Raw genomic sequence first — 22,071 nt, 5'->3', positions numbered from 1 at the left:
CCCGCCCGCGCGGGGGAACGCCCGCGCGGAGCGCGCGACCCGGGGGCCGCACTCGACACCGTACGGAGGACCACCGTGACCGTCGACGACCACGCAACCGGCGCCCCCCGCGAAGCCCCCCGGCCCACCGGGGTGCTCCGCCCCACCGCCCAGGGGCACGACCTCGTGCTCTGCCGTACGTTCCGCGCCCCCGCCGCCGACGTCTGGGCCTGGCTCACCGAACCCGAGCGCACCGTCCGCTGGTTCGGCCGGTGGGAGGGCGACCCCGCGCCCGGCCGCACGATCCGGGTGCAGTTGGCGTACGAGGACGGGACGCCCTGGTCCGACCTGCGCATCGACACCTGTGAGGCGCCGCACCGCCTGGCCGTGTCCATGGTCGACGAGGCCGGCGACTGGCGTATGGAGGCGCTGCTCGCGGAGACCGGCGGCGGGACGCGGCTGGAGCTGATCCACCACCTCTCCTCGGTCGAGGGCGTGGGCGAGGTCGGTCCCGGCTGGGAGTACTACCTCGACCTGATGGTCGCCGCGAACGACGGCGCCGCGGACACCGCGGCGCCGTCGTTCGACGACTACTACCCGGCGCAGCGGGACTACTTCACCTCGCTGACCTGACCGCCTCGGGCGCCTCCGGCTCGTCCTCGCGCGGGAAGAACGGCAGGTCGATGCAGACCCGGTCGGCCGCCGCCAGGATCTCCCCGGCGTCGTCCACGGGCGGGTGGATGTACCCGTTGATCTGCTCCTTGACGAAACCGCCGTCCGCCCCCGACGCCATCACCATGCGGTCCCAGCCGCGGGTGAACACCCCGCCGGCGCCGCCCAGATAGAGACAGGTGACGTACGGGGCGGGGGTGAACGGCCGCAGCGGCACACCCAGCAGGTCCGCCGCCGCGTTGTACCCGGCGACCTTGCCCAGCGGCGTCGCGTGCTGGCACGCCTGCATCACGGTGTGCTCCGCGTCGTACGGCGCCGCGGCCGTGTCCCCTGCGGCGAACACCTCGGGCAGGGCCCGCAGCCACTCGTCCACGGGCACCCGGCCGAGGTGGTCGAGGTCGCCGGGGTCGTCCGTGAGCTGCCGGGTCAGCTCCTGGGCGCGCATCCCGATCGACCACACCACGGCGTCCGCGTCGACCCGTTCGCCGTCGGAGAGCACCGCGTAGCCGTCGCCGACCTCGGTCACCGAGGTGCCGAGCCGCCGCTCGACGCCCAGTTCGTCCAGCGCCGTCTCGATCGCCGCGCGCGGCCCGGGGCCCAGCGGCTCCCCGACCGTCCCGGCCGTGTCCACCAGCAGCACCCGGCCGCGGGCCGCCAGTTCCGTCGCCGCCTCCAGGCCGACGAACCCGGCGCCGACGACCACGGCGGCGTAGCCGTCGCGGCCGCGCAGGTGGTCGGTGAGGCGGCGGGCGCCGGCGAGGGTGTCGATGTCGAAGAGCCGCTCGGCGCCGGGCAGATCCGCGGGCGGCACGAGCCGGCTGCCGGACGCCAGCACCAGCCGGTCGTAGCCGATCTCCGCCCCGTCGGCCACGACCAGGCGGCGGTCGGTGTCGATGGTGCTGACCGTCGCCCGTACGTGCTCGACGCCGATGGGGCCCAGGATCCGGTCCAGCGCCACCGTCGCGCGGTCGGGCTCCGGTTCGTACAGCCGCGGGCGCAGCACCAGGCGGTCGTCGGGCGCGATGAGCGTGATGCGCAGATCCGCGTCCCCGCGGGCGAGCGCGGCGCCCGCCGCGCTCCACACGCCGGCGAAGCCCCCGCCGGTGATCACGACATGGTTCATCGTGTGGTCCTTCCTCAGCTTGCTCGGTACGGATCCTCAGGGGGCGAGGATCCGCAGGGAGACAAGACAGGAGGGTCAGAGGTGACCGAGGGCGGCGAGGGGACCGAGCTTGTCGGGGTTGGCGAGCCGGCGGATCGCGGTGAGACGGCCGTCGGCGACCTCCACGGTGTCCAGCCAGACGGGCCTGCCGTCGCGGTACGCCGCGAGCGCGGGCTGCCCGTTGACCTCGACGAGGCGTACGGCGTCGGGGCGCGCGATCCGTACCGAACGGGCCGTGAGCAGCGCGATCGTCTCCACCCCCCGCACCGGCCGGCGCGCGGCGGTCGCCTTGCCGCCGCCGTCGCCGACGTACACGGCGTCGGGGTGCAGCAGCGCGACCAGCGCGGCCATGTCGCCGGCCTCGGCGGCGGCCTTGAACGCCCGCAGCACGCGCTCGGTCTCCGCCCGGGAGGCGTGCGGCTGCCGCCCGTCCGTCCGCACCCGTGCGCGCGCCCGGGAGGCGAGCTTGCGGGCGGCGGCGGGGGTGGCGCCGAGCACGTCGGCGATGCGGGCGAAGGGGAAGTCGAAGACGTCGTGCAGCACGAACGCGACCCGCTCGGCGGGCGTCAGCCGTTCCATCAGCACGAGCATCGCGGTGCCGACCGACTCGTCCACGAGCACCTGCGCGGCGGCGTCGGGCCCGGTGGGCAGCGGCTCGGGCAGCCAGGGCCCGACGTACGTCTCCCGCCGGACGCGGGCGGACTGCAGCACGTTGTACGAGGTCCGCGCGGCGACGGTCACCAGCCAGGCCCGCAGATCCCGCACCCGGGACAGATCGGCGCCGGCGGCCCGCAGCCACACGTCCTGCGTCACGTCCTCGGCCTCGGCAACGGACCCGAGGATCCGGTAGGCGGCCCCGAACACGGCGGGCCGGTGAGCGGCCCAGTCCGCCTCGGACAACGCACGGGTGGACTCCACGGGGGCACGGCCTCCTCACGCCGGGACGGCTGCGTGCAGTGTAGGCAGACGCAGGTCAGCGCGTTTCCGCCGGGACGGCGGGGACGGGGCGGGACCTGAGCCCGGGAGCCCGCGAGTCCGGCGGGACGCCCCGGGGCCCACGGCCCCGGGGCGAGGCCGGCCGCGCAGCGGTCGGTCCCGCCCGTTGTCCGGCCGTGGCCGCACGGCCGGGGGCGGCCACCCGCGGCAGGGCCCCGCCGTGGGGCCGCCGGGCCGAACCCCGGCCCTCCGTCCCTCGCCCCTCCCCCGGCCTCCGGTCCCGGCCTTCCGGTCAGTCCTTCGTGTCGCGTTCCGGGAGGGGCTGGTGGCCCGCGGGGCCCGGCTCTGTGCCCTTCGGGGGGTAGTCGCAGTCGAGGCCGGCCACCTCGTAGTCGTCGCCCTCGTTCTGCTCCTGGTCGACGACCACCGCCGCGGTGCACGCGCGGCCGTGTTCGTCGGTGAACGTCACCACCTCGCTGTAGTCCGCCGGCTGGCCGCAGCCCGCGAGCAGCAGCACCGCCGCCGCTGCCGCCAGCCCCGCGCCGATCCCCCACCGTCGCCCCATGGCTCCCCCTTCGTCGCTCCCGCGTCCTCCGCGAGTCGACGGTGGAATGCCCTCCCGTACGCCCTCTCACGCCCCGGGCGCCGGGAAGGCCGGAAGTTGGCCGACGGGACCCGCGCCGGACGCCCCCCGTTGGCCGGGCCGTCAGGCCCGGCCAGCCTCCGCCAGCCGGCCCGCCACCAGTTCCGTGATGCGGACGAACCCGTCCGTTCCGTACCCCAGCCCGATGACCCGCTGCGCCTGCCCCGCCGCCGCCCGCATCACCCCGGCGTCGATGCCGTGGCTCTCGGAGGTCGCGACGATGTGCTTCATCGACGACGCGGACGACGTGATCGGGTTGCTCGCCCCGGAGTAGTCCTCCGCCTCCACCCGCGCGGCCATGTCCTCGATGGCCGGGGACAGGATCGCGCCGATGCCCTTCGCGAACGGGGCCAGCTCGCCCGGGGTGACCCCCTCGGCCCGGGCGACGGCCAGGGCGTGGGCGCAGCCCGCCATCGTGGTCCAGAAGATGTCCAGCAGCGCCACGTCGTACGCGGCGGCCCGGCCGACGTCCTCCCCGAGGTGCGTGTGGGCGCCGCCCAGCGCGGAGAGCACAGGCCGGTGCTCGTCGTAGAGGTTCTTCGGACCGCTGTAGATGAACACCCCGTCCGGCGTGCCGATGGTGACGACCGGGGTCATGATCGAGCCGTCCAGATAGCGCACCCCGTGGTCCGCCGCCCAGGCCGCGGCGTCGCGGGCCCGCGTGGGGGTGTCCGCGCTCAGGTTCGCGACCGTACGCCCCTTCAGCGCGGAAGCGACGTCCGCACGCCGCAGCACTGCGTCGGCGGCGTCGTAGTCCACGACGCACACGACGGTCAGGTCGCTCGCGGCCACCGCCTCCGCGGGCGACGCCGCGCGCAGCGCCCCCCGCCCGACCAGCTCGGTGTCCCGGCCAGGCGTCCGGTTCCAGACCGTCGTACGGACCCCGGCGGCGACGAACGCCCCGGCCAGGGCCCGTCCCATCGGGCCCAGCCCGAGGACCGTGACCGCAGAGTTTGCGGACATGACTAACCTCCATAAGTGAAGACAGGGAAAAAGAGACACGTGGTGACCATGGGGGTGCCATGACGCGCAAGCTCGCTCAGAACACGAACGTCTGCGGGGTGACCGCCGCGATCGCCGTCATCGACGGCAAGTGGAAGACGACGCTGCTCTGGCTGCTGGAGACCCGCCCCCACCGCCCCGGCGAACTGCTCCGCCGACTGCCCGGCCTCACCGAGAAGGTGCTGACGCAGGCGCTGCGCGAGATGGAGGGCGACGGCCTGGTGCACCGCGAGGTGCACGAGGGACTGCCCCTGAAGACGGTCTACTCCCTCACCGACTTCGGCCGCGACCTCTCCGTGGCGCTGGCCCCGCTGTCCGACTGGGGCCACCGCCGTCTGGACAACCTCACCGGAGCCGTACCGGCTCCCTGACCACCTCCGTTTCGCGTCTGCCTCCAGCGTCACGCCTCGGCGGTGGCGTGCCAAGTACCCACAAAAAGGTGGGTACGGCCGCCCGGCCGGGGGCCGTCGGCCCCCCGCCGCCGACGGGAAGGGGCCCTCGCGCTGCCGCGAGGGCCCCCTGCCGCGGGGGCGTCCGCCGTCCGGACACCCCGCGGGTCGTGCCGCGGCGGGTCAGTCGATGCGGACCGGGCCGCTCTTGGCGCCGTCGCCCGCGAAGTTGCATATCGACGGCGCCATCACGTGCGCCGGGCTGGACCAGCCGGCGCACTGGTAGGTGGAGTGGCCGTACCAGTCGTGGCCGAACTCGTGCGCCGCGAGCAGCGCGTCGTCGTTCACGCCGCCCATGAACAGCGCGATGCGCTGGCCCGCGCCCCAGTTGCAGCCGACGATGTTGCCGCCGCCACCGCAGTCGGTGATGTAGCTGTTGCGGCACTCGACCGGGGTGCCGCTGCCGGACGTGCGGTCCAGGTTGGCCCAGGCCGCGGCGCCCTGCGCGATGGCGCCGGCGTAGGCGCTGCAGGAGGAGGTGAGGTAGTAGCTGCGGTCGGTGGGCACCGGCCAGGCGTTGGCTCCGAAGTCGCGGCTCTGCGGGCTCTTTGCCAGCGCTTCGAACTCCTCCGCGGTGATGCCGTGGCCCTCGCCGGTCTTGCCGTGGTCGGCGTGGTCGTGCGCGGACGCCTCGACGGCCGCGATGCCGCGGGCCTCGGGGGCGGGCGCCGCCTGCGCGCCGGGGCCGACGACCGCGGCGGCCAGCGCGGCCACGGCCACGAGTACCGATCTCAGGAGTACCTTGCTCCGCATGGCGCTCTCCTTATGTTGGTGGGGGATGCGGGGCGGCGCGCCGCCCGTTCACACAGATCGCATGCCTGCGGACGGAGAACAATCCGGGAAACGGTACGTAGGCGGTACGTATTAATTGGCCGCGCCCGGCCGCCGTGCGGCGGCCGCCACCTCCGACCGCGAGCCGACGTGCAGCTTCCGCAGCAGCTTGGCCACGTGCTGCTCGACGGTGCGCGGGGAGAGGTACAGCACGTCGGCGATCTGCCGGTTGGTGTGGCCGAGCGCCACGAGCCGGGCGACTTCGCGTTCGCGCGGGGAGAGCTGGTCGCCGTAGCCCCGGCGGCCGCGGCGGGAGGGGAGCGGGACGTTGTTGCCGCGCAGGACGCGACGGCAGCGGGCGGCGTCACGGATGGCGCCGAGGTCGGTGAACTGCTGGGCGAGCGCGGCGAGTTCGCGGGCCGGTTCGGGGCCGGCGTCCGCCGGCAGGCGGCACCGCGCCGCCGCCTCGCCCGCGCGGGCCGCCGAGTACGGCTGCGGCAGGGCCCCGTACGCCCGTTGGGCCGCCGTGAACTGCCCCGCCGCCTCCGGCGCCCGTCCCTGCCCCGCCGCCACGATCCCCCGGCATGCCAGCAGCGCCGCCGCCGCCAGCGGGGCGTCCCGGCCCGCGATGCCCGCCGCCAGCTCCGCCGTGACCTCCTCCGCCGCCCGCAGCTCCCCGGCCCGGACGAGTGCCGTGACCGCCGGCGGTGCCAGGTCGCCCGCCCACGGCCAGATGTCCTTGCGGCGGATCCGCGCGAGGCCCCGCTCCGCCTCCGCGCGCGCCGACTCCGGCTCGCCGCGGGCCGCCAGCAGGCGGGTCATGGCCCCGGCGGCGGTGGCGAGTACCGGCGCGGGCGCATTGCGCGGGTCGGCGAGCCCCGCCGCCGCCAGCTCCGCCGCCGCCTCGTCCCACTCCCCCAGCGCCGACGCCAGCAGCCCCAGCACCAGGTGCGCGTCGGCGGCGATGCTGGAGACTCCCTGCACCGCGTCGAGGGTGTGCCGGCACCGCTCCGCAAGCCCGCTCCAGCGGCCCGCGTACCACTCCAGGCGCAGCGCCGTGCCCTCCACGATGCCTTCGAGGAACGCCGCCCCGCACTCCGCCGCCAGCCGCCGCCCCTCGCCGCGGTAGCGCTGCGCCGCCTGGTAGTGGCCGAGGCAGGTGGCGGCGTCGGCGAAGTTGCCGCAGGCGCGGGCGACTTGGCGGCGGTGCGTGCCGGGTCCCGAACCCGCGATGAGGTCGTCGGCCTCGGCCCGGACGCCGGGGTCGCCGAGGCTCATGCGCAGGGCCAGGTGGTTGCCGCGGACGGCGGTACGGACCGCGGGGTCGGACTCGTGCGCCACCAGCGCCTCCGCCCGTGCGATCCACCCCTCGTAGACCTGCCGCGGGTGGTCGCCCCAACTCGGCATGGCGAGCGCCGCCATACCGCGCGCGGCCAGCGCGGGCCGGGCGTGCAGCTCCGCCACGGCGACCTCGGTGTGGACGCGGCCCTCTTCGTAGCTGCCGGCCTGGTTGTAGAGGAGCAGGCCGAGGTTGAGGCGGATCTCGCCGCGGACGCCGTCGGGGATGTGGCCGTCCCTGACGATGTCGTGGAGCAGCGCGGTGGCCCGGTGGTGGGTGAGCCCCACGACGGCGTCGCGGCTGAGGTCGACGGCGATACGGGCGCACTCGGGCCGGCCGAGCCGCCCGTCCGACAGCAGCTCCTCCAGCACCCCCACGGCGAGCGCCAGATCGCCCATCTCGCGCGCGGAACCGGCGGCGGCCTCGGCGTAGCGCTGCCACTGGGCCAGCTCGCCGCCGTGGTGCGCGTGGTACGCGAGCTGGATGAGGGGCTGCGGGTCCTCGGCGGCCAGGGCGTGCATCGCCTGCCGGTGGAGGCGGTGCCGGTCGGGGCCGAGGAGACCGGCGTAGACGGCCTGCTGGGCGAGGGCGTGGCGGAAGCCGTAGCGGTCCTCGCCCCACTCGTGCAGCATGCCGGCGCGCAGCGCCTCACGTACGGCCGCGGAGTCGGCGGGCGCGGCCGGCTGCCCGGGGGTGCCGCGGACGACGGCGGCGATCAGCGCCTCGCCGGCGGGCACGCGGAGGACGGAGGCGGCCCGTGCGGCGTCGGCGGCGGCGGGCGAGAGCACGCTCATGCGGTCGGCGACGGCTTCCTGGAGGCGCGTGGGGACGGGCATGCGGGCGAAGGCGCCGTTGTCGGCGGCGGGGAGGGCGCGGACGACTTCCTCGACGACGAAGGGGATGCCGGCGGTACGGCGGTGCAGCTCGGCGGTGAAGGCGTCGGAGGTCCCGGAGGTCCCGGTCAGGGCGGCGAACATGCCGCGGACGCCGTGGACGTCCAGGGGCCGCAGGGGGATGACGACGGCGGTGGTGCCGGGCGGCTGCCGGTACGCGCGGCCCAGCGGCAGCCCGCTGCCCGGCAGGTCCTCGCGGCGGTAACTGAGCACGGCGGACAGCCCGTCGGGCGGATCGTCGACGAGGAAGCGCAGCAGGTCGCGGGTGCCGTCGTCGGTCCAGTGCAGATCCTCGACGACCATGACGGTCTCGCCGGCGGCGTCCAGCAGGGCCCGTACGGCGCGGAAGAGCCGGTGCCGCCGGGCCCGTAAGTCGCTGAGCAGCTCGGGCGCCGGGGGCAGCCGGTCGGCCAACTCGGGCAGATACGCGCGCAGGGCACCGCAGACAGGGCTCAGCGCGGTGGGCACGCCGCCGGCGAGATGCCGCAGCAGATCGAACACGGGCCCGTACGGAAACGGCTCCCGCAGCGGCCGGCACCCCCCGAGCAGCACCCGCCGCCCCCGCACGGCGGGATCCCGCAGCGCCTCCCGGATCAGCCGCGTCTTCCCGATCCCGGCCTCGCCCTCGACCATCGCCACCGACGGCGACCGCGTGACGGCGTCCACGAGCGCGCCCAGCTCCCGCGCCCGGCCGACCAGCACAGGCGCTTCCGCGGGGCGCAGAACGTTTTCCACGGTCATGAACGCCTCCGGCCGGTGGGGTCCGACGACACGCGGGGCGGGGGTGTGCGCGGCGCGTCGCGGCGGCGACAGCGTGAAGGTAAGCCTCAGCCCGTACCCCGAGCAAGACCGACCCGGCGCGGTTCGTCACATCGTCGGCCCCGCGGCTGTCATAGAGGAGGGCAGCGGGTTCACAAGCGACCGAGGGGGACGTCGTGCAGCATCCGGGACGTTCCCGCACGCGGTCGGCCGGCGCCGGAACGCAGGAAGGCGCCCACGAGACCGTGGGTGGCGTGAGCCCACCGCCGGGGCCCCACGCCACCCACTCCCCACCGTGCCGACCCCCCACCCGGTCACCCTGACCGGACCCCATGGACCGAGTGGCGCGGCACCTTCCCCCGGGGTGCCGTGCCACTCTTGTTTCCGCCCCCGCCTCAGGTGAGGGAGCGGTGGGCGATCTCCCGCAGCCTCCTGGTGAAGACCTGGTCGGCGTCGTCGGAGATCGAGGCGAGCGCGACCATGCTCGTCACGATCACGTCGCACAGCTCCTCGCAGACGTCGTCGATCGTGTGGGTCTTGCCCTTCCGCGGATTCGACCCGAGCAGGCCGTGCACGGCCCCGGCGACCTCGCCGTACTCCTCGCCGATCTTCAGGATCCGCAGGAGCCGCCCGGTCCTCCCCTGCACCGGGCTCTCGTCGTCCAGCCAGGCGCACAGCCGCTCGATCGTCTTCCAGGTCTCGTCCATCGCCGTCCTCGGTATCGGGTCCGGTCCGCCGAAGGCGGCCGAAGGACCAAGCCCGGCCGGTCCGGGCGGGGGGTGGCGTACGCCACACGAGCAAAGCGTCACAGAAAGTGCGGCAGCGGCATCTTCATGGAAACCAGGGCGGCACGCACACAGGCCCTGTACGGAAGGGAGTCCGGAGACCATGAACGAGCGCACGGCACAGCCGAAGGTGGCCCTGATCACCGGTGCGAACAAGGGGATCGGCCGCGCGGCCGCCGAACTGCTGGCCGCCGGGGGAGCCACCGTCCTGGTCGGTGCCCGGGACGCGCGCCGGGGTGAGCAGGCCGCGGCGGCGATACGGGCCGGGGCGGGCGAGGCGCGGGCTGTGGTCCTGGACGTCACCGATCCGGCCTCCGTGCGGGCGGCCGCCGCCTGGATCGACGACCGTTTCGGCCGGCTGGACGTGCTGGTCAACAACGCCGGCATCAGCGGGTCGGGTCAGGCCGCACCGCAGGACGCCCTCGACCGGGTGCCCAGCGACGTCGACGTGGAGCGGGTCCGCGCGGTCTTCGACACGAACGTCTTCGGGGTGATCACCGTGACCAACGCGATGCTCCCGCTGCTGCGTCGGTCCCCGGCCGCGCGGATCGTCAACCTCTCCAGCCACGCCGCGTCGCTGGCGATGACGGCCACGGTCGGCGGGCCCCTGTCGGAGCTGCCGTCCATGGCGTACTCGCCCTCCAAGACGGCGCTGAACGCGCTGACCCTGCAGTACGCGAACGAGCTGCGCACGGAGAAGATCCTGGTGAACGCCGCCGCCCCCGGCTACGTCGACACGGACATCAACGGCCACAGCGGCTTCCTCACCCCGGCCGAGGGCGCTGCCGTGGTGGTGCGCCTGGCCACCCTCGGCGAGGACGGCCCGACCGGCGGGTTCTTCGGCGAGGACGGGCCGCTGCCCTGGTAGCCCCGCCGCCTGCCGCCGGTCGTCGTCAGAACACGATGCTGAGGGCGGAGAGGTCCGTCTCCAGCTCGGTGGCGGTGACCTCGCCGTCCTCGACCGTGAAGCGGAAGGCGACTTGGGGACGGCCGTTCTGGACCCAGACCAGGCCCGCGGCGCCGTCGATGAGGGCGGGGATCGGGGTCCAGGTGCGTACCGTGCAGACGCGGGTGACGGACTCCGTGCCGCGGACCTCCGTGGTGCCGATCACCGCGTCGCCGCCGCGGTGTTCCGACGGGGCGGGGCGGGGGGCGCCGCCGTCGGGGCCGGCGGCAGGCGGTGCGTGCGCCGGCCGGGGGGCCCGGGGGTCGGGGCGGCGGTCCGGGTGGTTGGGGTCCAGGGCCGTCAGCATGGCCTGAAAGTCGCCCCCGCGGGACGCCGACAGGAACGCGCCCGCGATGTCCGCGCCCGTCCTCGCCCCGGTGTCCATGCCGGTACCGAACGAGACCCGGTCGTAGCCGGTCCCGCCGTATCCGCCCGCGGGGCCCGGACGGCGGGCGCTGCCCGCCAACTGGCGGGTCGCCAGCGCCGCCAGCGCCGCGATCTCCTCGAACGGCGCGGCGAACATGTCCTGCAGCGCGTACGCCAGCCGCTCCGGCGGCATCGGCGTGTCGAGGACGGCCAGCAGCGTGACGCGTACCGAGCGGGGAAGGTCGGCAGGCGGTTCGCCCGTCCCGGGCGTGTCCACGACGGCCCCGGACCGGAGCACGTGCAGCGTGACCTGCGCGACGGTCGGGCACGGACAGGCGTCGGGGCCGTCGGCCCCCACGCGGTCGGCGCGGCTCAGCCTCGTCCAGTCCTCCCGGCCCGCCTCCTCCGCGGGGCCGAGCAGCCGGTACGCCAGGGGTCGGAGGCCGGGGCGGTCGGTCTCGAAACGTTCGGCCAGCCAGTCGTGTTCGTCCATCTGGTCGAGTCCTCTCGGCGACACCTTTCGTTCCTGATGACAATCGAGAGCCGGCCGATGTGACCGCAGCGGCGAAATGCCGGAAACTCGGGCGTACGGGAAGGAATGCACGGTTCCGGCCCGTACGCCCGCCCCGGGGGGCGACGTCAGGCGCCCGTGCCCCACCAGTCCCGCGCCACGTACGCCGGCCGCCACTCGTCGCGGTACGCCGCGCGCACCGGCTCCGGGAGGATCGCCAGCGTCGCCGCATGGATCTTGTCGTCCGCGCCCTCCAGCATCCACGACGTCAGCACCGGCCCGTCGGCGGCGCCCTTGGCCGCGTGCACGCCGCCGAAGTGCAGCAACTGCGCCTGTGTCAGCGTCCGCTCGATCAGCGGCAGCGTGACGTCCTCCTCATGGGTGAGGTGCGCGGTGAGCTTCACGGCCATCTCGTCCGCCAGCCCCGCCAGCCGCTCCGGGCCCGCCTCGCGGTCGGCCAGGGCAGCATCGACCGCGTCGAGGAGGGGGTCGATCTCGGCGTGTTCGTCCTCCATCGCGTCGACGACCGCGAGGTCGTCGGGACGGTTCGCCAGGGCTTCGCGCAGCGGCGGCCACAGGGCCTCGTCCTCGGCCGTGTGGTGGATGTGCAGGACCTTCTTGAAGAGTTCCCAGCCGGCCGCGGCGGCGAGGATGCGGCGCGGATCGTCGTCGGTGCGTGCGGTCGCCTTCGCGATCTGCTCCAGGTCGCGGCGGAGCGCGTCGTGCATCGCGTACATCAGTGTGAAGTCGATGGTGTCACTCATGGTCGCTTCTCCCTTGCTCACCCCTCATGACGACACAGCCCCGCGGAATGTGAGACGGCACGGCGATGCCGGCCGCACAGGGGTGCTGGCTGCACCGCGGGACCGGGGGCCAGGCCCATGTCCCCGCGGGCGGCGGCTCCTTAGCGTCGAGAAGCCCCCCGACCCCGCACAAGGAGAAGCACCCTGATGTCCGCATCCACCCGCCGCAGCGTGCTGCGCGCCGGCGCAGCCGCGGCCGTGGCCGCACCGGCCGCCGCGTACGCCGCACCTCGGGCGCACGCCGCGCCGCGACCCGCCGCCGAAGCAGCCGCCGACGGCGCGTTCGGCCCCGTGACCGTACGCCCCGACGACCCCCGCTACGCCTCCCTCCGGCTCCGCGGCTACAACCACCGCCACGCCTCCCACCCCTCCCGGATCCGCCTCGTCGGCACCACCGCCGACGTCGTACGCGCCGTGGCCGACGCCTTACGGACCGGGCGGCGCGTCGCCGTGCGCAGCGGCGGGCACTGCTTCGAGGACTTCGTCGACCGCCCCGACACCGACGTGATCATCGACATGAGCGGCATGCGCGACGTCGGCTACGACCCCGCCCGCGGTGCGTTCGTCGTCGAGGCCGGCACCACCCTCGCCGAGGCGTACCGGCGGCTCTTCCTCGGCTGGGGCGTCACCGTCCCCGGCGGCACCTGCACCGGCGTGGGCGCCGGGGGGCACGTCGCGGGCGGGGGGTACGGCGCGCTGTGCCGGCTGTACGGGCTGACCGTGGACCACCTGTACGCCGTCGAGGTCGTCGTGGTCGACCGGTCGGGCCGGGCGCGCAGCGTCGTCGCCACCCGGGAGCCGTCGGACCCGCACCGCGACCTGTGGTGGGCGCACACCGGGGGCGGGGGCGGCAGCTTCGGCGTCGTCACCCGCTACTGGTTCCGCTCCCCGGGTGCCTCCCGCGACGCCGGGCCCGGGGACCTGCTGCCGCGGCCGCCGGCCACCGTCCTCACCTACTCCCTCACCTGGAACTGGGCCGACCTGGACGAGGACGCCTTCGGCACCCTCATGCGCAACTACGGCCGCTGGGGCGAGCGCAACTCCGCCCCCGGCACCCCCGCCGCCGCGCTCTACGGCGAGTTCGCCATGACCCCCTCGCCGAGCGGCCCCCTCGGCATCGCCGGCCAGATCGCCGCCGACGACACCGCCGCGCGCCGGCTGCTGGACGACCTCCAGGGTGCGCTGACCCGCGGCCGGGGCGTACCGCAGCCCGAACGGCAGGCCGCGACGCTGCCGTGGCTCACCGCGACGCTGAAGAACAGCGGCGCCGACGCGACCCCCTTCGACGCCCGCATGAAGATCAAGTCGGGCTACCGCCGCCGCGGCTTCTGCGCCGACCAGCTCACCACCCTGTACCGGGGTCTCACCGACCCCGCGTACGACAACCCCTTCGGCAGCGTCTTCGTCAACACCTACGGCGGGCAGGTCAACGCCGTCTCCCCCGGCGCGACCGCGATGCCGCACCGCGACTCCGTCTTCCTCGTCGGCTTCCTCAACGGCTGGCTGGACGAGGCGGAGGACGAGCGGCAACTGACGTGGATGCGTGAGCTGTACGGGAAGGTGTACGCGCGTTCCGGCGGGGTACCCGCGGGCGCCGACGACAGCGGGACGTTCATCAACTACCCGGACAACGACCTCGCCGACCCCGCCCACAACACCTCCGGCACCCCCTGGCACACGCTGTACTTCGGCGAGGACGGCTACGCCCGGCTGCAGCGCGCCAAGGAGCGGTGGGATCCGCGGAACGTCTTCCACCACGGGCTGTCCGTACGGCCGCTGACATGATCGGCGCATGAAGGTACTCGTGATCGGTGCGACCGGAACGGTCGGCAGTGCTGTCGTCAGCGCGCTGGAGGAGGATTCTCACCAGGTCGTGAAGGCGTCGCGCAGCGGTCCCGTGCGGGTGGATCTGGACGATCCCGCCACGCTGGACGGGCTCTTCGACGACGTGCCGGACCTCGACGCGGTGGTGTGCTGTGCGGCGAGCGGCCCGCTGGTGGAGCTGGCGTCGGTGACCGACGACGAGTTCGCCGCGGGAGTGCGGGGCAAGCTCCTGGGCCAGGTCGCTCTGGCCCGGCGGGCCATGCGCCGGCTCCCGGACGGCGGCTCCGTCACGCTGACCGGCGGCACGTTCTCCGCGCCGCTGGCCGGCGGGTCACTGGGAGCCCTGGTCAACTCCGGCCTGGAGGGCTTCGTCCGCAACGCGGCCGCCGAGATGCCGCGGAATCTGCGGATCAATCTCATCAGCCCGGGGTGGATCACGGAGACGCTGGAGAGCCTGGGCATGGACCCGGCCGACGGCACCCCGGCCGCCGAGGTGGCGCGCGCGTACGCGGAGGCCGTGACGGGCACCGCGCAGGGCCGGACCGTCCGGCCGTGACCGGGGCGGCCGGTCTCCGGCTTCCGGCTGCGGCTTCCGGCTCCGGCTCGTACGATCGGCTGGATGCTGACGCCGCCCGACTCCGTGACCGATCAGGACGTGCTGAAGGCGGTGGCCGAGCACTGGCTGCCGGAGGCGGACGAGGCGGCGCACCTGCCGTGGGGTTTCGGGGCGCACCACTGGCGGGTGTCGGGCGGCGGGACGGTGCTGTTCGCGACGCTGGACGCGCTGGCGCCGCGGCATTCGGCGCGGTCGTGGAGGCGGCGTAGGCGGGGGCGGCGGCACTGGCGGCGGGCGGGCTGGAGTCGGTGTGCGCGCCGCAGCGGGCGGGTGCGGGTGCCGGGGCGGGGTTCACGGTGCCCTACGGGGACGGGGCGCTGAGCGTCACGCCGTGGGTCAAGGGCCGTACGCCGGCACGGCGGACGACCACACGGCACTGGCGGACCTGTACCGGGAACTCGCGGAATGAGTCCCCGGCCGTGCGTGCGAACGGCGGGCCCGCCCGGGGGAGACGGGCCCGCCGTCCTCGGGGACGGGGTGCGGGTCAGCAGCTCAGGCGGTCGCCCGGGGTGACGCCGAGGATCTGGGTGAAGCGCTGGTAGTTGTTGATGCGGCTCTGGACCTGGGCGGGGTTGCCCCCGTTGCACTCCAGGGCGCCGTTGATCGAGCGGATGGACTCACCGAAGCCGGCGCCGGTGGTCATCGCCGTGTGGCCGGACATGGTGCCGGGGCCGCTCTGCGTCATCCAGTACCAGAGGCCGGTCTGCCAGGCCACGGCCGGTTCCCGCTCCACCCGCCAGGGGTTGGTGAGCAGGTCGAGGCCGAGCGCGTCGCCGGCGGCCTTGTAGTTGAAGTTCCAGCTGAGCTGGATGGGCCCGCGGCCGTAGTACGCGGCCTGGCCGGCGGGACAGCCGTAGGGCTGGGTCGCGTCGCAGTAGTGGGGGTAGTTGGCCTGGTTCTGCTCGACGATGTGGACGAGGCCGCCGGTCTCGTGGCTGACGTTGGCGAGGAAGGCGGCGGCTTCGCGGGCCTTGGTGGTGTTGTCGCCGGTGTTGGCGAAGGCGGGGTAGGACCGCATGGCGGTGGTGAGGCCCGCGTACGTGTAGAAGGGGTTCCGGTTCGGGAACATCTGGTTGAACTGGGCCTCGGTCACGAAGCCGCCGGGCCCGGGCCCGGGGTCGCTGCCCCCGCAGGTGCCCTGGTCGGCCCAGACGCCCCACTGCCCGGTGGTGCCGGGCGTCTCGCCCTGGGTCCACCACTTGGCCTGCCAGTTGTGGCCGTTGTGGGAGACGACGTTGCCCTGGGTGTACACGGAGCCGCTGTTCCACGCGGCAGCGCAGGCGGCGGCGCTGGCGGTGGTGGCGGTGGCGAGCGGGACGAGCACGGCGATGATGGCCACCGCCGCGAGGGCGGCGACGATGCCCCTGATCCGTCTGCCGAGTCTGCGGTGCAGGTGTACGTGCACGTGTGTGGCTGACACGTCATCACATCCTGTCAGTGGGGGTGTACGTGGCATGGTGGAGCAAAGCCCATTGGTCTGGACCTGTCAAGGTCTAGACCAACAAATACCCCGAGGATCAGCACGCCGGTCTACGGGCCCTCACCAGCAAGGGCTTTCTATGACGACGACCCACGGCAAGCGAGCGCCCGCAAGGCACCGTTGACCGCCGCTCTGAGCAGCCGTACCTTCCTTCCGTTTGGTTTCTCAGCCGGTCGGACACCCTGATCGACCGCCGTGCGACGGCGGGAAGCCGGGCGTGCCCCGACCGCCGAGCCGGGAGGTACGCACATGCCCGACGAAGCCGCCCCGCCCCCCGATCACGGCCACGGCGCCGCCCGGGGGCCCAGCAGACGCAGCCTCGGCCGCGCCGCCGCCGCCGTCGCCGCCACCCCGGTCCTCGCCGGTACGTGGCAGGCGCTCACCGCCTCCACCGCCGCCGCGGCCGACGGCGCCGACGGCGCGCAGGGCCGGGCCTGGACCGGCACCTGGGCCTGCGCCGAGACGAGGGTGCCCGCGGCCGACGGCACCGCCTTCGCCGACCAGACCCTGCGCCAGGTCGTCCACACCAGCGCCGGCGGGCGCGCACTCCGTATCCGCCTCACCAACCGGTACGGCACCGAACCCCTCGTCGTCGGCGAGGTCCGCGTCGCCCACTCGGTCCCCGGCGACGGCACCGCCGTCGTCCCCGGCACCGACCGTGCGGTGCGCTTCGGCGGCCGTACGTCGGTGACGCTGGCGCCCGGCACCCGGCGGTGGAGCGACCCGGTGCGGCTGGACGTACCGACCGCCGCGGACCTCGCCGTCAGCGTCCACCTGCCGCAGCCGACGCCGGCCGACACGGTCCACAGGTCGGCGTTCCAGCGCACCTACGTCGCCGCCGGGAACGTCGCCGCCAAGCCGGCCGTCGAGCCCCAGCGCACCGTCACGAGCTGGTACTTCCTCGCCGGCATCGCGGTCACCGGCGCCGCGCCCGGGACCGGCGCGGGTGCCGGCACCGGAGCCCGCCAGGCGATCGTCACCTTCGGCGACTCCATCACCGACGGCTCCCGCACCACCGTCGGCGCCAACCGCCGCTGGCCCGACGCCCTCGCCCGCCGCCTGCGCGACGAGGCCGGCCGCCCCGGCACGGGCGTCCTCAACGCCGGCATCGGCGGCAACCGCCTCCTGCGCGACCCCAACCCGCCGCCCGGTTCCAACGCCGAGAACTACGCCCCGTACTTCGGCGAGGCCGGCATCCGCCGCTTCGCCCGCGACGTCCTGGACCAGCCGGCCGCCCGGCACGTCGTCGTGCTCCTCGGCATCAACGACCTCGGCCACCCCGGCCGCGACGCCCCCCGCGACGAGGAGGTCACCGCCGCCGACCTCATCAACGGCCACCGCAGCCTCATCCGCCAGGCCCACGCCCGCGGGCTGCGCATCCACGGCGCGACGGTGCTGCCGGTGGAGGGCGACGACCTCGGCTTCTACACCCCGGAGCGGGAAGCGGTCCGCCAGACGGTGAACGACTGGATCCGCACCGCCGGCGAGTACGACGGCACCGTCGACTTCGACGCGGCCACCCGCGACCCGGCCCAGCCGCGCCGCCTGCTCCCGGCGTACGACAGCGGCGACGGCCTGCACCCGAACGACGCGGGGATGGCGGCGATGGCGGCGGCGGTCCCGCTGCGCCTGTTCACCTGAGCGGCAGCCGCGCAGCACTCCTCAACAGCACCCCCGCGCAACACTTCTGAACAGCGCGAAGGGCCGGCCGGCGCTGCCGCCGGCCGGCCCTCGTTCCGTACGGGCGTACGGATCAGTCCCGCTGGGCGTTCTCCGGGAGCTGGCGGAGCTGCATCGTGCTCGCCGTGCTGGTGCCGAAGCCGTAGTCCAGGAGCTTGGCCGCGTCCTTGTAACGGTCGCTGGCGTTGAGGACCACGCCGATGTAGGTCTTGCCGTCGCGCTTGGCGGTGAAGACCAGGCACGGTCCTGCCGGCGTGGTGGTGCCGGTCTTCATGCCGTTGGCGCCGCTGTAGGAGCCGAGGAGCTGGTTGGTGTTGTACCAGGTGTACGTGCGCCGGTTGCCGTTGGTCGCGGTGCCGTAGCGCACCGCCTTCGTCTTGGAGATGATCTCGCGGAACTTGCTGGAGTAGCCGTACGCGCTCTTCGCCAGCTTCGCCATGTCGCGCGGCGTCGAGTAGTTGTCCCCGGTGGAGGAGACACCGTCGAACGAGTCGAAGTGGGTGTTCGTCATCCCGAGGAAATCGGCCTTGCTGTTCATCTTCTTGATGAACGACTTCACCCGCGCCGAGGTCGTGCTGCCCGAGCCGTAGGTGTCGGCCAGCGCGTACGCGGCGTCGCAGCCGGAGGGCAGCATCATCGCGTACAGCAGCGTGCCCACGGAGACCTTGTCGCCGGCCTTCAGGTCGGCGGTGCTGGCGCCCCTGTTGACGACGTAGTCGCGGTACGCCTGCTTGATGGTGACCTTTTTGTCGAGGTTCAGGTCCGGCTGGCTGAACACCACCCGCGCGGTCATGATCTTCGTGGTGCTGGCGATCTGCCGCTTGGTGTCGGACCCCTTGCCGAAGACCTTCGCGCCCGTCGACCCGTTCATCAGGAACGCGCCCTTGGCGGAGACCGTGGGCGCGGCGGCGGCCTCGGCCGCGCTCGCCGGGGCGGCCATCGGCGCCACGGCCAGCAGGGCGCCCGCGGCCACGACCCCGGCCGTCGTCCTACGGAACCGGGTGCCCGTGCGGCGCGGGCGAACGCTGTGTTCTGTTGTTGTCAAGGCAGTTGCTCCGTTGCTCCGAATGTCGGTGAGCGGCGCGCTTGCGCGCTGCGCGCGGCGCCGGCGTGAGGATCACGGCGGGCGCGGCGGCGGCGCCGCTCTTCTCCTGACTCACGAGGGGGCCCGATGGATGTACGACAACAGGCGTGATTTCTGCGACCCCGGAAGGGTCGTACGGGGAGTCCTTCCGGTGCCGTTGCGCTTGACGGAGGCAGGGGCAAGGAATAGTTGTGCCCTCAATGACTCCTCGTGACCGGAGGCTTCGATGGACGTGCTGGTGCTGATCGGCCGCATCCTCTTCGTCCCCCTCTTCCTCAGCTCCGCGGTCGGCCATCTGACGCAGACCAAGCAGATGGGGCAGTACGCCGCGGCCAAGGGCGTACCGGCGGCCGGGGCGGCGACTGCGGGCAGCGGCGTGCTGCTGCTGGCGGGCGGGCTCAGCGTACTGCTGGGGGTGTGGGCGGATCTGGGGGCGCTGCTGCTGCTGGTGTTCCTGGTGCCGACCGCGGTGCTGATGCACGCGTTCTGGAAGGAGGAGGACGCACAGGCGAAGCAGACGGAGATGATCCATTTCAACAAGGACGTCGCGCTGGCGGGGGCGGCGCTGATGCTGTTCGGGTTCTTCGCGTACGTGGGCGGGGACCTGGGCCTGACGGTCACCGGGCCGCTGTTCGATCTGAGTTGACGGCCGGGGCGTACGGGACGGGCGCACGGGACGGCGCACGTACTGCCCGTGCCCGGAGGGTTGACATGTCCGCGGAGAGCGCGCTTTCTTACTGACAAGTCAGTAACTTCTGTTGGCAGAGTCGCCCACCGAGGAGTTGCCCGCATGCATAGCCGTACCCTCCGGCGTGCCTTCGGCACGCTCGCCGGCACCACCGCGGCGGCGGTCGCCGCCACCGTCGCCCTCCCGCTCACCGCCGCCGCGGCGGAGCGGCCGCCGTTCTACGAGCCGCCCGCCGCGCTCCCCGCGGCCAACGGCGACGTCATCCGCGCCGAGCCGTCCGTCTACTACCTCGACCCGCTCAAGGTCCTGAAGGTCGACGCGAACGTCCAGCGCGTCATGTACCGCTCCACCGACGGCCACGGCGCACCCGTCGCCGTCACCGGCACCGTCATCACTCCCAAGTCCGCCTGGCCGGGCCCCGGCGAGCGCCCCGTCATCGGGTACGCCGCCGGCACCCAGGGCCTCGGCGACCAGTGCGCGCCCTCGCGCCAGCTCGCCAACGGCACCGAGTACGAGGGCCTGTTCGTCAAGGGCCTCCTCGCCCGCGGCTACGGCGTCGCCATGACCGACTACGAAGGTCTCGGCACCCCCGGCCTGCACACGTACATGAACCGCGCCGTCCAGGGCCAGGCCGTCCTCGACTCCGTACGCGCCGCCCAGCGCCTGCCCGCCGCCGGTCTCCCCGACGACGGCCCCGTCGCCGTCTACGGCTACTCCCAGGGCGGCGGCGCGGCCGCCTCCGCCGCCGAGCTCGCCCGCTCCTACGCCCCGGACCTCGACGTCAAGGGCGTCGCGGCGGGCGCGGTCCCCGCCGACCTGGCCGCCGTCGGCCGCAACCTCGACGGCTCGCTGTACGCCGCCTTCCTCGGCTTCGCCGTCGCGGGCCTCGCCGAGGGCTCGGACGTCGACCTCGGCCCGTACCTCAACGACCGCGGCCGGCAGGTCATGGCCGAGGCGGCACAGACATGCACGGCGGAGGCCGTACTGCGCTATCCCTTCCTGCAGTCGAAGACGCTGACCGCCGACGGCCGGCCGATCACCGACTACATGGACGCGTCGCCGTGGCGCGAGGTCGTCGAGGAGCAGCGGATCGGCGTACGGAAGCCGGAGGTTCCGGTCTTCGTCTCGCACAGCATGCTGGACGACGTGATTCCGTACGGGGTCGGGAAGAAGCTGGTCGCGGACTGGTGCGCGAAGGGCGCGACGGTGGACTTCTCGACGAACGTCGCGCCGACGCACGTGGGCGGCGCGGTGGCGTCGTATCCGGCGGCGTACGGCTGGCTGGAAGGGCGGCTGGCCGGGAAGCCGGCACCGTCCGACTGCTGAGTGCCAGGGGCCACGCACTCGCCTCTGTGTCCGGGAACTCCTCCCCCGGGGTGGTTTTCGCCGGCGGAACACCCGCATCCGCGGCCGTCGCCCGCACCGGGGGAAGAACCGTGCGGGGTGTGCGAGTTGCCGCCCGCGTCGGCGCAGGAAGGACGAGCCCATGGCTACGTACGACACCGAGATCCACACCGGAGGCGGCGGCTGGCAGCAGGACCAGCCACTGACGCTCAGCATCGCGAACCGTAACGAAGTCGTCCCGGAGGACGCACCTCCCGCGACCGGAACGACCGTGACGTGGAGCGGCGACACCGGCAACGGCTCCGTCACCTTCTTCGACGGCGGCAGCCGTTTCGAGGGGACCGCCCAGTTCCCGGACGAGGGGCCCGTCGGCTACCGGGGCCAACTCCAGGACTGAGCCGGTCCGCCGTCGTGGGGCGCCCGCAGCGGGCGTCCCACGACGCGCCCGGCGTATGCGCCGGATCCCGTCTCAGGGCTTGCGTGCCACGCCGCCGTACGCGGCCACCTGCCGCTGCTCCTCCGCGGCCGCCTCCGGCCGCCAGTCGGCGATCCGGCCGAACCCCGGCTCGACGAACTCCAGGCCCTCGAAGCACGCGCTGATCTCGGCCTGGGTCCGCGGGTAGTAGGGATCCGGGCTCCCCTTGGCGTACTCCTCGCACAGGGCCACGTACGGCTTGCTGTCGACGGTGCCGTCCCACAGGACCAGGTGACTGCCGCTCGGCACCGCGTCCGTCACCGTGCGCACGATGCGCTGCATGTCGGCGTAGCTGCGGGCGTGGCCGAGGACGCCCATGAACATCACGGCGACGGGCCGACCGAAGTCCAGCGTCCGCCGCGCCTCCTCGACGATCCGCTCCGGGTGGTGGAAGTCGCAGTCGATGTACGCGACGGTGCCCTCCGCGCTCACCGGCTGCAGCAGCGCCTCCGCGTGCCGCAGCACCGACGGGTCGTTGTCGACGTACACCACCCTCGACTCCGGCGCGATCCCCTGGGCGACCTCGTGGGTGTTCTCGGACGCCGGCAGCCCCGTGCCGACGTCGAGGAACTGCCGCACCCCCGCCTCCCGGGCCAGGTGGGCCACCGCGCGGATCAGGAAGCCGCGCGACGCCTTGGCCATCGTGCCGATGTCCGGATCGATCGCCAGGCCCTGCTCGCCGACCGCCTTGTCGACCGGGTAGTTGTCCTTCCCGCCCATCCAGAAGTTCCAGATCCGCGGCGACGACGGCACGCTTGAGTCGATCACCGGGGGTTTCGAGGGCTGCGACACGGCCAACTCCTTCTGCTCCGACAGGCGGCACACCGGGGCACGTCCGCCCCGGGCGCCGCCGCGGAGACGCCG

22 protein-coding genes are annotated in these 22,071 nt (G+C 74.0%); 10 read left to right on the top strand and 12 right to left on the bottom strand.

All coding sequences use genetic code 11. From position 1 onward, the window contains the following. Positions 1-75 precede the first annotated feature (75 nt). A complete protein-coding gene (locus ABGA99_RS29090; RefSeq protein ID WP_347578069.1) occupies positions 76-612 on the top strand; it encodes an SRPBCC family protein in 537 nt (178 codons plus the stop codon). Here the strand turns inward: ABGA99_RS29090 and ABGA99_RS29085 are convergent. The 4 genes from ABGA99_RS29085 to ABGA99_RS29070 form a co-directional block, all read right to left on the bottom strand. Continuing rightward, positions 596-1,774 (bottom strand): FAD-dependent oxidoreductase, encoded by a 1,179-nt coding sequence (locus ABGA99_RS29085; protein WP_347583770.1) that lies wholly within the window; start codon positions 1,772-1,774, stop codon positions 596-598. The two genes, ABGA99_RS29090 and ABGA99_RS29085, sit on opposite strands and share 17 nt — an antisense overlap. Before the next feature lie 75 nt (positions 1,775-1,849). Next, on the bottom strand, positions 1,850-2,731 hold the full coding sequence (sigJ, locus tag ABGA99_RS29080) for an RNA polymerase sigma factor SigJ (protein WP_347578067.1): 882 nt from the start codon (positions 2,729-2,731) through the stop codon (positions 1,850-1,852). Positions 2,732-3,041: 310 nt separating this feature from the next. Then, positions 3,042-3,314, bottom strand: a complete 273-nt coding sequence (locus ABGA99_RS29075; protein ID WP_347578066.1) for a hypothetical protein — start codon at positions 3,312-3,314, stop codon at positions 3,042-3,044. A 141-nt stretch (positions 3,315-3,455) separates the two neighbouring features. Continuing rightward, positions 3,456-4,355: an NAD(P)-binding domain-containing protein gene (locus ABGA99_RS29070; RefSeq protein ID WP_347578065.1), complete on the bottom strand. Its 900-nt coding sequence runs from the start codon at positions 4,353-4,355 to the stop codon at positions 3,456-3,458. Between the two features lie 59 nt (positions 4,356-4,414). Here ABGA99_RS29070 and ABGA99_RS29065 point away from each other — a divergent pair, with 59 nt between their 5' ends. Next, complete coding sequence (locus ABGA99_RS29065; RefSeq protein ID WP_347578064.1) at positions 4,415-4,765, top strand: helix-turn-helix domain-containing protein; 351 nt, start codon at positions 4,415-4,417, stop codon at positions 4,763-4,765. 201 nt (positions 4,766-4,966) lie between these two features. Here the strand turns inward: ABGA99_RS29065 and ABGA99_RS29060 are convergent, their stop codons facing one another. The 3 genes from ABGA99_RS29060 to ABGA99_RS29050 form a co-directional block, all read right to left on the bottom strand. Continuing rightward, positions 4,967-5,596 (bottom strand): hypothetical protein, encoded by a 630-nt coding sequence (locus ABGA99_RS29060; protein ID WP_347578063.1) that lies wholly within the window; start codon positions 5,594-5,596, stop codon positions 4,967-4,969. A 111-nt stretch (positions 5,597-5,707) separates the two neighbouring features. Continuing rightward, a complete protein-coding gene (locus ABGA99_RS29055; protein ID WP_347583769.1) occupies positions 5,708-8,587 on the bottom strand; it encodes an AAA family ATPase in 2,880 nt (959 codons plus the stop codon). A gap of 413 nt (positions 8,588-9,000) precedes the next feature. Beyond that, a complete protein-coding gene (locus ABGA99_RS29050) occupies positions 9,001-9,312 on the bottom strand; it encodes a MazG-like family protein (protein ID WP_347578062.1) in 312 nt (103 codons plus the stop codon). A 181-nt stretch (positions 9,313-9,493) separates the two neighbouring features. On the opposite strand from ABGA99_RS29050, the gene ABGA99_RS29045 reads away from it, so the two are divergent. Continuing rightward, positions 9,494-10,258 (top strand): SDR family NAD(P)-dependent oxidoreductase, encoded by a 765-nt coding sequence (locus ABGA99_RS29045; RefSeq protein WP_347578061.1) that lies wholly within the window; start codon positions 9,494-9,496, stop codon positions 10,256-10,258. A 25-nt stretch (positions 10,259-10,283) separates the two neighbouring features. On the opposite strand, the gene ABGA99_RS29040 is transcribed toward ABGA99_RS29045, so the two are convergent. After that, a complete protein-coding gene (locus ABGA99_RS29040; RefSeq protein ID WP_347583768.1) occupies positions 10,284-11,219 on the bottom strand; it encodes a hypothetical protein in 936 nt (311 codons plus the stop codon). Positions 11,220-11,341: 122 nt separating this feature from the next. Then, the gene (locus ABGA99_RS29035; RefSeq protein WP_347578059.1) at positions 11,342-11,977 is read right to left on the bottom strand and encodes a hemerythrin domain-containing protein; all 636 of its coding nucleotides are present in this window, start codon (positions 11,975-11,977) and stop codon (positions 11,342-11,344) included. A 186-nt stretch (positions 11,978-12,163) separates the two neighbouring features. On the opposite strand from ABGA99_RS29035, the gene ABGA99_RS29030 reads away from it, so the two are divergent. The 3 genes from ABGA99_RS29030 to ABGA99_RS29020 all read left to right on the top strand — a co-directional run bounded on the left by ABGA99_RS29030 (position 12,164) and on the right by ABGA99_RS29020 (position 14,777). Then, a complete protein-coding gene (locus ABGA99_RS29030; protein WP_347583767.1) occupies positions 12,164-13,801 on the top strand; it encodes an FAD-binding oxidoreductase in 1,638 nt (545 codons plus the stop codon). Positions 13,802-13,808: 7 nt separating this feature from the next. Then, complete coding sequence (locus tag ABGA99_RS29025; RefSeq protein WP_347578057.1) at positions 13,809-14,396, top strand: short chain dehydrogenase; 588 nt, start codon at positions 13,809-13,811, stop codon at positions 14,394-14,396. 63 nt (positions 14,397-14,459) lie between these two features. Continuing rightward, complete coding sequence (locus ABGA99_RS29020; RefSeq protein WP_347583766.1) at positions 14,460-14,777, top strand: hypothetical protein; 318 nt, start codon at positions 14,460-14,462, stop codon at positions 14,775-14,777. A 163-nt stretch (positions 14,778-14,940) separates the two neighbouring features. Here ABGA99_RS29020 and ABGA99_RS29015 read toward each other — a convergent pair whose 3' ends face one another. After that, the gene (locus tag ABGA99_RS29015; RefSeq protein ID WP_347578224.1) at positions 14,941-15,861 is read right to left on the bottom strand and encodes a glycoside hydrolase family 19 protein; all 921 of its coding nucleotides are present in this window, start codon (positions 15,859-15,861) and stop codon (positions 14,941-14,943) included. Between the two features lie 324 nt (positions 15,862-16,185). On the opposite strand from ABGA99_RS29015, the gene ABGA99_RS29010 reads away from it, so the two are divergent. Beyond that, the gene (locus ABGA99_RS29010; RefSeq protein ID WP_347583765.1) at positions 16,186-17,577 is read left to right on the top strand and encodes an SGNH/GDSL hydrolase family protein; all 1,392 of its coding nucleotides are present in this window, start codon (positions 16,186-16,188) and stop codon (positions 17,575-17,577) included. A 112-nt stretch (positions 17,578-17,689) separates the two neighbouring features. Here ABGA99_RS29010 and ABGA99_RS29005 read toward each other — a convergent pair whose 3' ends face one another. Next, complete coding sequence (locus ABGA99_RS29005; protein ID WP_347578223.1) at positions 17,690-18,556, bottom strand: serine hydrolase; 867 nt, start codon at positions 18,554-18,556, stop codon at positions 17,690-17,692. 370 nt (positions 18,557-18,926) lie between these two features. On the opposite strand from ABGA99_RS29005, the gene ABGA99_RS29000 reads away from it, so the two are divergent. The 3 genes from ABGA99_RS29000 (at position 18,927) to ABGA99_RS28990 (ending at position 21,129) form a co-directional block, all read left to right on the top strand. Next, a complete protein-coding gene (locus tag ABGA99_RS29000) occupies positions 18,927-19,346 on the top strand; it encodes a DoxX family protein (protein ID WP_347578054.1) in 420 nt (139 codons plus the stop codon). Positions 19,347-19,490: 144 nt separating this feature from the next. Then, the gene (locus ABGA99_RS28995) at positions 19,491-20,714 is read left to right on the top strand and encodes a lipase family protein (protein WP_347583764.1); all 1,224 of its coding nucleotides are present in this window, start codon (positions 19,491-19,493) and stop codon (positions 20,712-20,714) included. Positions 20,715-20,874: 160 nt separating this feature from the next. Further along, complete coding sequence (locus ABGA99_RS28990) at positions 20,875-21,129, top strand: hypothetical protein (protein ID WP_347578052.1); 255 nt, start codon at positions 20,875-20,877, stop codon at positions 21,127-21,129. A 72-nt stretch (positions 21,130-21,201) separates the two neighbouring features. On the opposite strand, the gene ABGA99_RS28985 is transcribed toward ABGA99_RS28990, so the two are convergent. Further along, positions 21,202-21,999, bottom strand: coding sequence for an SAM-dependent methyltransferase (locus ABGA99_RS28985; RefSeq protein WP_347583763.1), 798 nt, complete (start codon positions 21,997-21,999; stop codon positions 21,202-21,204). Between the last annotated feature and the right edge of the window lie 72 nt (positions 22,000-22,071).

The sequence above is a fragment of the Streptomyces sp. B5E4 genome (assembly GCF_039871555.1).
Taxonomy (GTDB): Bacteria; Actinomycetota; Actinomycetes; order Streptomycetales; family Streptomycetaceae; genus Streptomyces.
This window is presented reverse-complemented; position numbering and strand designations above follow the sequence as displayed.